Raw genomic sequence first — 8,008 nt, forward strand, 5'->3', positions numbered from 1 at the left:
GCGGTGTTGATCACCGCGCCGATGCCGGTGGTGACGCCGCAGCCGATGTAGCAGATCTTGTCGAACGGCGCGTCATCGCGCACCTTGGCGAGCGCGATCTCGGGCATCACCGTGTGGTTGGCGAAGGTCGAGCAGCCCATGTAGTGGTAGATCGGCGTGCCATCGAGCATCGAGAAGCGCGTGGTGCCATCGGGCATCAGGCCCTGGCCTTGCGTGTTGCGGATCGCGGTGCAGAGGTTGGTCTTGCCCGACAGGCAGGACGGGCACTCGCGGCACTCGGGCGTGTAAAGCGGAATCACGTGATCGCCGGGCTTCAGCGTGGTGACGCCCTCGCCCACTTCCAGAACCACGCCCGCGCCCTCGTGGCCGAGGATCGAGGGGAACAGGCCCTCGGGGTCGGCACCCGAGCGGGTGAATTCATCGGTGTGGCACAGGCCAGTGGCCTTGATCTCGACGAGAACTTCTCCGGCCTTCGGGCCATCGAGGTTCACTTCCATGATTTCCAACGGTTTGCCGGCTTCCAAAGCCACGGCTGCACGGGTGCGCATGCAGTCTCCCTCCTGACTATCAATTCAAATACGCTCTGCGGCGATTGCCCAGAGTATGGGTGCGCTATCGCATACCGAACAATACACCCAATGGTGGGTATTCCCCGGAATGGACCTCGCAGCCACCCTGTTTCATAGTCGGTTGCGGGAGGAAAGCTGATGTACACTCATAAATGCTATGCGGCATTTGCACTGGTCATATGCTGTGCAACTGCCGGGAATGCGGCGGATTTTTCGGATCCGACCTGGCCCTGTATCCAGCGCAAGGTCGAGCGGTTGTCGATCGGGCTGATGTGGCCCGCGCCACTCTCCGAAGAGGCGCTTTCCCCCGCCACCAAGGCCGCCGTCGACGAGCTCGCCGAGACGCTGGCGCTGCGCCGGGTGGACCTAGAGGAGGCGCGCAGCGCGGTGGCGGATTTTGCCGAGGATCAGGGCCGCGACATGGCGCTGATGGGCGCGGTATTCGAGCGCGTCTTCGACCGGCTCTCGCACCGCCGCACCCGCATCATCAACGGCATCGGGGAGTTCTCGCTCGGCCAGATCGCGCTCTCGGAAAAGATCGACGGCGCCCGCGCCGAGATGGACAGCCAGATGGCGCAGGCCGCGCCCGATTACGACCGCGTCGATGTGCTTGAGGAACAGGTCGACTGGGATCAGCGCATCTTCACCGACCGGCAGAAGACCATCACCTATCTCTGCGAGACGCCGACGCTGCTGGAAAAGCGCCTCTACGCCATCTCGCAGATGCTGCAGGAGGCGGGGCAGAGCGGCTGAGCCCCCTGCCCCGGGTCTGGTTCAGGCAAGAAAGCCCTTCACCTCGTCGCTGCTCACCACGTGGCAATAGATCATGTTGATGATCCGCAGCTCGGCCTCGTGCAGCTCCATGGTGGCGGCGGCGCAGCAATCCTCGACCACCACGACCCCAAAGCTCTCATCCGCCAGCGACCGCACCGAGGACGAAATACACTGATCGGTGAAGATCCCTGCGACGATCACATCGGTGATGCCCATGTTCGACAGCACCATGCGCAGATTGGTCCCCGTCAGCGCCGAGTCGGTGGTCTTGGTCACCACGATCTCGTCGCCCACCGGGCCGACCGCGTCGACGATCTGGCTGTCCTCGCGATCCTTCGGCAGCAGCAGGTAGTTGAAGCCCGGCTTCTTCTGGCTCAGCGACCGGTCGCGCCCGTCCTCTTTCAGACAGGCGATGCGGGCATGGATCACCTCGATGCCTTTGTCGCGCGCCCAGCCCTGAAGCGCGGCGGTATTGGGGATCACCGTCTCGTGCATGCGCTCGAAGAACGGCGCCCAGCGACGCGCCTCGGCCGGATCGTCGGGCAGCTCGAGATAGGTGTTCTGGATGTCGATCACCAGAAGCGCCGTCTTCGGCGCCTCCAGCACGATATCCTCGGGCTCTTCGGCGGTCTCGTAGTAGAACGAGCGCCAGGCGGTCTTCCAGCTCATCAGATCTCCTCGATTGCCTCGAGACTTTCGGGCAGGATCTGCCCGCCGTCCACCACGATCTGCTGGCCGGTGATGTAGCCCGCTTCGTCGGAGGCGAAGAACAGCGCCGCGTTGCCGATATCCTCGACATCGCCGAGTCGCTTGAGCGGGATCGAGGCGGCCATGGTCTTGAGATAGTCCTCGCCCAGACCCTGAAGGCCTTCGGTATAGATGTTGCCCGGCATCACCGCGTTGATCGTGGTGTTGTAGCGCGAGAGCTCCATCGCGGCAGTCTTGAGGAAACCAAGCTGGCCCGATTTCGACGCGCCGTAATGCGACCAGCCCGGGAAGCCCGCCACCGGCCCGGTGATCGACGAGGTCAGCACCACGCGCCCCTTGCCCGCCGCCTCGAAGATCGGGATGCAGGCCTTCACGCAAAGAAAGCTCGACTTGAGATTCACCGACATGACGTGGTCCCAGTCGTCGGGCGACATGTCGACCATCTTCATCTGCGGGAAGATGCCAGCGTTGGCGCAGAGGATGTCGACGCCGCCGAAGGCGCCCACCGTGGCGGCGACCATCTCCTGCACCGAGGTCCAGTCGGCCACGTCGGTCAGGTGATAGGCGGCGGTGCCGCCCGCGGCCTCGATCTCGGCCACCGCGAGCTTTGCCGCCTCTTCACCGCGCGCCGCGATCATCACCTTGGCGCCCTGTGCGGCGAACACCTTGGCGATGCCCTTGCCGATCCCCTTCGATCCGCCGGTGACGATCACCGATTTTCCGGCAATGGATGTGAGCATTCCTGTCTCTCCCTGCTATGGTTCACCACGTTGCGCGAACGCGCCCGGTCAGGCCCTGCGCCATGGTGCCGCTTTTTGTGCATCTGTCCCGAGTGAACCCGCGCATTCTGCGTCTGCACAAGTAAAAATGTTGCAAGACGAAGAATCTGGGCCTAGCCAGAGTGGGACTGCAAAAGAAAAGGGCAAGGCGATGGCCGTACTCTACGACGAGAGATTTGTCGAGCGCCTGCGGCAAGGCGCAATGTCGCTGCGGGCCGAATGGCGGCTGAGCGCGGATTGCGACATCCGCCTGCTCACGCTGTCGGAGAACGCCACCTTCATCGCCACCGATCCCGGGCGCGCCGCGCCGATCATCCTGCGGGTGCATCGTCCAAACTATCACAGCAAGGCCGAGATCGAATCCGAGCTCGCCTGGATCAACGCCCTGCGCGACAGCGGCGCGGTCGACACGCCCGAACCGCTGCTGGCCGCCAATGGCAGCCATATCGCCTCGTTCCAGGATGGCGACGAGACCCGCCATGTGGTGGCCTTCTCCTTCATGTCGGGCAAGGAGCCCGATGCCGGCGAGAGCCTCGCCAGCGGATTCGAGATCCTCGGCGCGATCTCGGCCCGGCTGCACCAGCACGCCCGCCACTGGACCCCGCCCGAGGGCTTCACCCGCAAGACCTGGAACTTCCAGAGCGCCTTCGGCCCCGAGCCGCTCTGGGGCAACTGGCGCGCGGCGCTCGGCCTGACGCAGGAGCAGGAGGCAGTGCTCGACCGCCTCTGCGCGGTGCTGGAGACGAAACTTGCCGCCTATGGCGAGACGCCCGACCGTTTCGGCCTCGTCCATGCCGATCTACGGCTTGCCAACCTGCTCGAGGATGGCGACCGGCTGGGTGTGATCGATTTCGACGATTGCGGGCTGTCGTGGTACGTCTACGATTTCGCCGCCGCGATCTCCTTCCTCGAGACCGAGCCCTACATCCCGGCGCTGCAGGAGGCGTGGGTGAAAGGCTACCGCTCGGTCGCTCCACTGGATGACGAGCACGTCGCGATGATCCCCACCTTCATCCTGTTCCGCCGCCTGCTTCTCACCGCGTGGATCGCCAGCCACGCCGAGACCGAGACCGCCGCCGAGGCCGGCCACGCCGCCTATACGCTCGGCACCGTCGCGTTGGCCGAGGCCTATCTTGCCGAGCACGGCGGATGAGCCAGGTTCGCCAGATCCTCGACATGAACGCCTTCGACGCTTCACAGGGCGGCGAGGGCGCGGTGGCGCGCCGGCTCGACAATCTTGGCGCCGCCTCGGTGCTGTTCTACCGCGACCCGATCGAGATGGTCTCTGCCAAGGGCGCGTGGATGGAGGCGCGCGACGGCACGCGCTACCTTGATTTCTACAACAACGTGCCCTCGGTCGGACATTCCCACCCGGCGGTCGTCGCCGCGGTGAGCGCGCAGATCGCCAAGCTCAACACCAACACGCGGTATCTGGTGGAGATCGTCGACGATTATCTCGAAGCGCTGAAGGACAAGCTGCATATCGAGCTGTCGAACGTGGTGATGACCTGCTCGGGCAGCGAGGCCAACGATCTCGCGCTGCGTGTCGCCCGCGCGGTCAGCGGCAAGCACGGCATCATCGTCACCGAGACCGCCTATCACGGCAACACCGCGCTGGTGACCGAAGTCTCGCCCTCGGCTTTGAAGCGCAGCCCCCTGCCCGACCACGTGGTCACCGTTCCGGCCCCCGGCTCCGCCGCCTATGGCGAGGACATCGCGCACGGCTTCCACGCGGCGGTGGTCGCGGCGATGGAGACGCTCGAGGCGCGCGGCCACGGCACCGCCGCCTTCCTCGCGGATTCGATCTTCTCCTCCGACGGCATCTTCGCCGACCCGGCGGGCTTCCTGCTGCCGGCGGTTCAGGCGGTGCAGGAGGCGGGCGGGCTCTACATCGCCGACGAGGTGCAGCCGGGCTTTGGCCGCACCGGCGACGCGTTCTGGGGCTATGAGCGCCACGGCATCGCGCCCGACATCGTCACCATGGGCAAACCGATGGGCAATGGCTTCCCGATGGCCGGCATGGCGGCGCGGCCCGAGCATCTCGCAGCCTTCTGCGAGGATGTCGGCTATTTCAACACCTTCGGCGGCAACCCGGTGGCCGCTGCCGCCGGGCGCGCGGTGCTGAACGTGATCGCCGAGGAAGGCCTGCAGGAGAACGCCCGCAGCGTCGGCGCGCATCTCAAGGCGGGGCTTTCCGAGGTCGCCGCTGGCTCGGACAGAGTGACGGAGGTACGTGGCGCGGGGCTCTTCCTCGGCGTCGATCTCGGCGCGGCGGACGGCTCCGGCGCGCCGGATGCGGGCTACACGGTGCAGATCATCGACCGGATGTGCGCCGCCGGCGTGCTGATTGGCGCCGCCGGGCGCTATGGCGCAACGCTGAAGGTGCGCCCGCCGCTCTGCCTGAGCATGGCCGAGGCGGATCGCTTCATCGAGGCCTTTGCGGGGGCGGTGAGGGGCTGAGCGCGAAGCTCCGCGCGCGGAATAAAGGCGCGGCACGCGCCGCCGCGCATCGCCGGTCCGCCGCCCGGGCCGGCGATTTGGTGCCGTACGCGCGAAATGTCGAGGTCCTTCGGATGTGGCAACGATAAATCGAGAGGCTCAGACAGCAGATCGCCGCCCCGCGGACCGACGCTGCGCGGCGCCTTCCTCAAGAAAACCAACCAATTCGTCGCAAATTCCATCCCTGTTACCGACCAAAGTCTCACCGCTTCTTAGAAGATAAGAATAGCCAGCCCGCCCCCCTCTTTGCCAAGCTGACCCTGTTGAAACGAGTCACCGGAATCCAAGAGGAGGAGAGATTCATGGCCTGGAACAAGCCCGTTATCCGCGAAATCGAGTGCGGCATGGAAATCAACATGTACGGCCCGGAACACGACGACGGCGTCCTGTTCTGATCAGTCGCGCGCGGGAGGACGTGATGCAATTCCGCGCGCGCATTCTCGGAGCCGCAGCCGGGGGCGGTCTGCCCCAGTGGAACTGCGGATGCGAGAACTGCCGGCTTGCACGGGCCGGCGAAATTCCCTCACAGACCCAGAGTTCCCTCGTTGTTTCGGCTGACGGTGAAAACTGGGCTATCCTGAACGCCTCGCCCGACATCCGGGCGCAACTGGCCGCCACTCACGAACTGCACCCGACCGGGCTGCGCGAGATGCCGCTGCGCTCGGTGCTGCTGACCAATGGCGATATCGACCACGTGGCCGGCCTTCTGACATTGCGCGAAATGCAGCCCTTCACGCTCTTCGCCACCGCCGGCATCCACGAGGTGCTGGCCGAAAACCCGATCTTCTCCGCCCTGAACCCGTCTGTCGTGACCCGCGCCAACGTGGCGCTCGAGGCGCCGGCCGAGATCGTTCCGGGCCTCACCGCCACGCTCTTCGCCGTGCCCGGCAAGGTGCCGCTCTACATGGAGGGCGAGACGGTCGAGACCGATCTCATCGGAGAGCAGACCGTGGGCGTCGAGCTGAAAACCGCGACCGAGACGGTGTTCTACATTCCCGGCTGCGCCCTGCTGAACGATGCGCTGCGCCAGCGCTTGCACGGCGCCTCGCTGATCTTCTTCGACGGCACGCTCTGGCGCGACGACGAGATGGTGCGCGCCGGCCTCGGGCAGAAGACCGGCAAGCGCATGGGCCATATGTCGATGAGCGGCGAGGACGGCTCCATCGCCGCCTTCGCGGGGCTCGAGATCGGCCGCAAGGTCTTTGTGCACATGAACAACACCAACCCCGTGTTGCGGCCCGGCTCGGAGGAGTGCCGGGCGGCGCAGGACGCGGGGTGGATCATCGGTCAGGACGGAATGGAGGTGACGGCATGACCCAGACACAGGCGGAATTCGAGGCGCGGCTGCGCCAGATCGGCGCCGAGCGCTATCACGACCTGCACCCGTTCCATCACAAGCTGCATGGCGGCGATTGCACCCCCGACCAGGTGCGCGCCTGGGTGATCAACCGCTACTACTACCAGCACTCGATCCCGATGAAGGACGCCGCCTTCATGTCGCGCGTCGAAGATCCGGACCTGCGCCGCGCCTGGCGGAGCCGCATCGAGGATCACGACGGCACCGAGACCAACGAGGGCGGCATCCGCCGCTGGCTTCGGCTGGCCGAGGCGGTGGGGCTCGACCGCGATTACGTCGCCTCCTGCGAGGGCGTTCTGCCGGCCACGAAGTTTGCCGTCGACGCTTATGTGCGCTTCGTGCGCGACAAGACCCTGCTTGAGGCGGTGGCGGCCTCGCTGACCGAGCTGTTCGCGCCCGCGATCCACGCCAACCGCATCGAGGGGCTGCTGAAGAACTACGATTTCGCCGACGACTCGTCGCTGTCGTACTTCCGCAACCGGCTGAAGGAAGCCCCCAAGGACGTGGCCTTCGGGCTGCAATGGGTGCTCGACCACGCCGACACGCAGGAAAAGCAGGACGCCGCCGCCAAGGCGCTGATCTTCAAGACCGACGTGCTCTGGTCGCAGCTCGATGCGCTCTGGGGCGCCTATGTCGATCCGGCCCGCATCCCGCCCGGCGCGTGGCGCCCGGGCGAGGGTCTGGCGAGCGCCGAGGCGGCCTGATGCAAGGCTCCGAGATCCCTGTCCTGCCCCGCGGCGTGCGTCTGCACTGGGACCGGGTGCGCGAGACATGGGTCCTTTTGGCCCCCGAGCGCGCCATCACCCTCGATCAGGTTGGCCACGCCATCCTGTCCGAGGTCGACGGGAGCCGCAGCTTCGGCGAGATCACCGCAGAACTCGCGGCGAAATACAGCGCTCCGCAGGAGCAGATCGCCAAGGACAGCGCCGGATTCCTCGGCGCGCTGAGGGAGCGGCGGTTCCTGGAGGTGGCGTGATGCCGCCGCTCTGTTCGAACAACAGGGCCCGGCCGCAGGCCGGGCCACGCCCGCCCCTCCGTGAACGGGACCAGCCATGACCAAAGCCCGCCCCCCCATCGCCATGCTGGCGGAACTCACCCACCGCTGTCCGCTCTCCTGCCCCTACTGCTCGAACCCCGTCGAGATGGCGCGGCAGGACAGCGAGCTCTCCACCGAGGAGTGGAAAAGCGTCTTCGCCCAAGCTGCCGATCTCGGCGTGCTTCAGCTCCACCTCTCGGGCGGCGAGCCGGCGACAAGGCGCGATCTCGAAGAGCTTGTGCAGGCAGCCCGCGAGGCCGGGCTCTACACCAACCTGATCACCTCC

The 8,008-nt window shown here is 66.1% G+C and carries 11 protein-coding genes; 8 read left to right on the top strand and 3 right to left on the bottom strand.

The features are described from left to right. On the bottom strand, positions 1 to 548 hold a 548-nt coding region (locus AC6RA4_RS20955), incomplete at its 3' end, for an alcohol dehydrogenase catalytic domain-containing protein (protein ID WP_500163637.1). Positions 549 to 707: 159 nt separating this feature from the next. Between AC6RA4_RS20955 and AC6RA4_RS20960 the strand changes: the two genes are divergently transcribed. After that, positions 708 to 1,322 carry a hypothetical protein gene (locus tag AC6RA4_RS20960; protein ID WP_500163639.1) on the top strand — a complete coding sequence of 205 codons (615 nt, stop codon included), beginning with the start codon at positions 708 to 710 and terminating at the stop codon, positions 1,320 to 1,322. A 21-nt stretch (positions 1,323 to 1,343) separates the two neighbouring features. Here AC6RA4_RS20960 and AC6RA4_RS20965 read toward each other — a convergent pair whose 3' ends face one another. Both AC6RA4_RS20965 and fabG read right to left on the bottom strand, forming a co-directional pair. Beyond that, positions 1,344 to 2,012, bottom strand: a complete 669-nt coding sequence (locus AC6RA4_RS20965; RefSeq protein WP_500163640.1) for a cysteine hydrolase family protein — start codon at positions 2,010 to 2,012, stop codon at positions 1,344 to 1,346. After that, positions 2,012 to 2,791, bottom strand: coding sequence for a 3-oxoacyl-ACP reductase FabG (gene fabG / locus AC6RA4_RS20970; RefSeq protein ID WP_500163642.1), 780 nt, complete (start codon positions 2,789 to 2,791; stop codon positions 2,012 to 2,014). The genes AC6RA4_RS20965 and fabG overlap by 1 nt, the downstream gene beginning before the upstream one ends. 190 nt (positions 2,792 to 2,981) lie before the next feature. Here fabG and AC6RA4_RS20975 point away from each other — a divergent pair, with 190 nt between their 5' ends. The 7 genes from AC6RA4_RS20975 to AC6RA4_RS21005 form a co-directional block, all read left to right on the top strand. Continuing rightward, positions 2,982 to 3,983 (top strand): phosphotransferase enzyme family protein, encoded by a 1,002-nt coding sequence (locus AC6RA4_RS20975; protein WP_500163644.1) that lies wholly within the window; start codon positions 2,982 to 2,984, stop codon positions 3,981 to 3,983. Then, positions 3,980 to 5,290, top strand: coding sequence for an aspartate aminotransferase family protein (locus tag AC6RA4_RS20980; protein ID WP_500163646.1), 1,311 nt, complete (start codon positions 3,980 to 3,982; stop codon positions 5,288 to 5,290). The genes AC6RA4_RS20975 and AC6RA4_RS20980 overlap by 4 nt, the downstream gene beginning before the upstream one ends. Positions 5,291 to 5,631: 341 nt before the next feature. Next, positions 5,632 to 5,724, top strand: coding sequence for a pyrroloquinoline quinone precursor peptide PqqA (pqqA, locus tag AC6RA4_RS20985; RefSeq protein ID WP_007802657.1), 93 nt, complete (start codon positions 5,632 to 5,634; stop codon positions 5,722 to 5,724). Between the two features lie 23 nt (positions 5,725 to 5,747). Further along, on the top strand, positions 5,748 to 6,644 hold the full coding sequence (gene pqqB, locus AC6RA4_RS20990; protein ID WP_500163648.1) for a pyrroloquinoline quinone biosynthesis protein PqqB: 897 nt from the start codon (positions 5,748 to 5,750) through the stop codon (positions 6,642 to 6,644). Next, entirely contained in the window at positions 6,641 to 7,390 is a 750-nt protein-coding gene (gene pqqC, locus AC6RA4_RS20995; protein ID WP_500163650.1) for a pyrroloquinoline-quinone synthase PqqC, read from the top strand. Before pqqB ends, pqqC begins: the two co-directional genes overlap by 4 nt. Next, the gene (gene pqqD, locus AC6RA4_RS21000) at positions 7,390 to 7,662 is read left to right on the top strand and encodes a pyrroloquinoline quinone biosynthesis peptide chaperone PqqD (RefSeq protein WP_500163651.1); all 273 of its coding nucleotides are present in this window, start codon (positions 7,390 to 7,392) and stop codon (positions 7,660 to 7,662) included. Before pqqC ends, pqqD begins: the two co-directional genes overlap by 1 nt. A 76-nt stretch (positions 7,663 to 7,738) precedes the next feature. After that, positions 7,739 to 8,008: radical SAM protein (locus tag AC6RA4_RS21005; RefSeq protein ID WP_500163652.1), on the top strand; the 270-nt coding region annotated here is incomplete at its 3' end.

The sequence above is a fragment of the Salipiger sp. genome, assembly GCF_059781815.1.

Excerpts from the sequence above, each read along its gene's own strand:
- fabG (WP_500163642.1), bottom strand. The coding sequence starts at position 2,791 with ATGCTCACATCCATTGCCGGAAAATCGGTGATCGTCACCGGCGGATCG.
- pqqD (WP_500163651.1), top strand. The coding sequence starts at position 7,390 with ATGCAAGGCTCCGAGATCCCTGTCCTGCCCCGCGGCGTGCGTCTGCAC.
- pqqA (WP_007802657.1), top strand. The coding sequence starts at position 5,632 with ATGGCCTGGAACAAGCCCGTTATCCGCGAAATCGAGTGCGGCATGGAA.
- AC6RA4_RS20980 (WP_500163646.1), top strand. The coding sequence starts at position 3,980 with ATGAGCCAGGTTCGCCAGATCCTCGACATGAACGCCTTCGACGCTTCA.
- pqqB (WP_500163648.1), top strand. The coding sequence starts at position 5,748 with ATGCAATTCCGCGCGCGCATTCTCGGAGCCGCAGCCGGGGGCGGTCTG.
- AC6RA4_RS20960 (WP_500163639.1), top strand. The coding sequence starts at position 708 with ATGTACACTCATAAATGCTATGCGGCATTTGCACTGGTCATATGCTGT.
- AC6RA4_RS20965 (WP_500163640.1), bottom strand. The coding sequence starts at position 2,012 with ATGAGCTGGAAGACCGCCTGGCGCTCGTTCTACTACGAGACCGCCGAA.
- AC6RA4_RS20975 (WP_500163644.1), top strand. The coding sequence starts at position 2,982 with ATGGCCGTACTCTACGACGAGAGATTTGTCGAGCGCCTGCGGCAAGGC.
- pqqC (WP_500163650.1), top strand. The coding sequence starts at position 6,641 with ATGACCCAGACACAGGCGGAATTCGAGGCGCGGCTGCGCCAGATCGGC.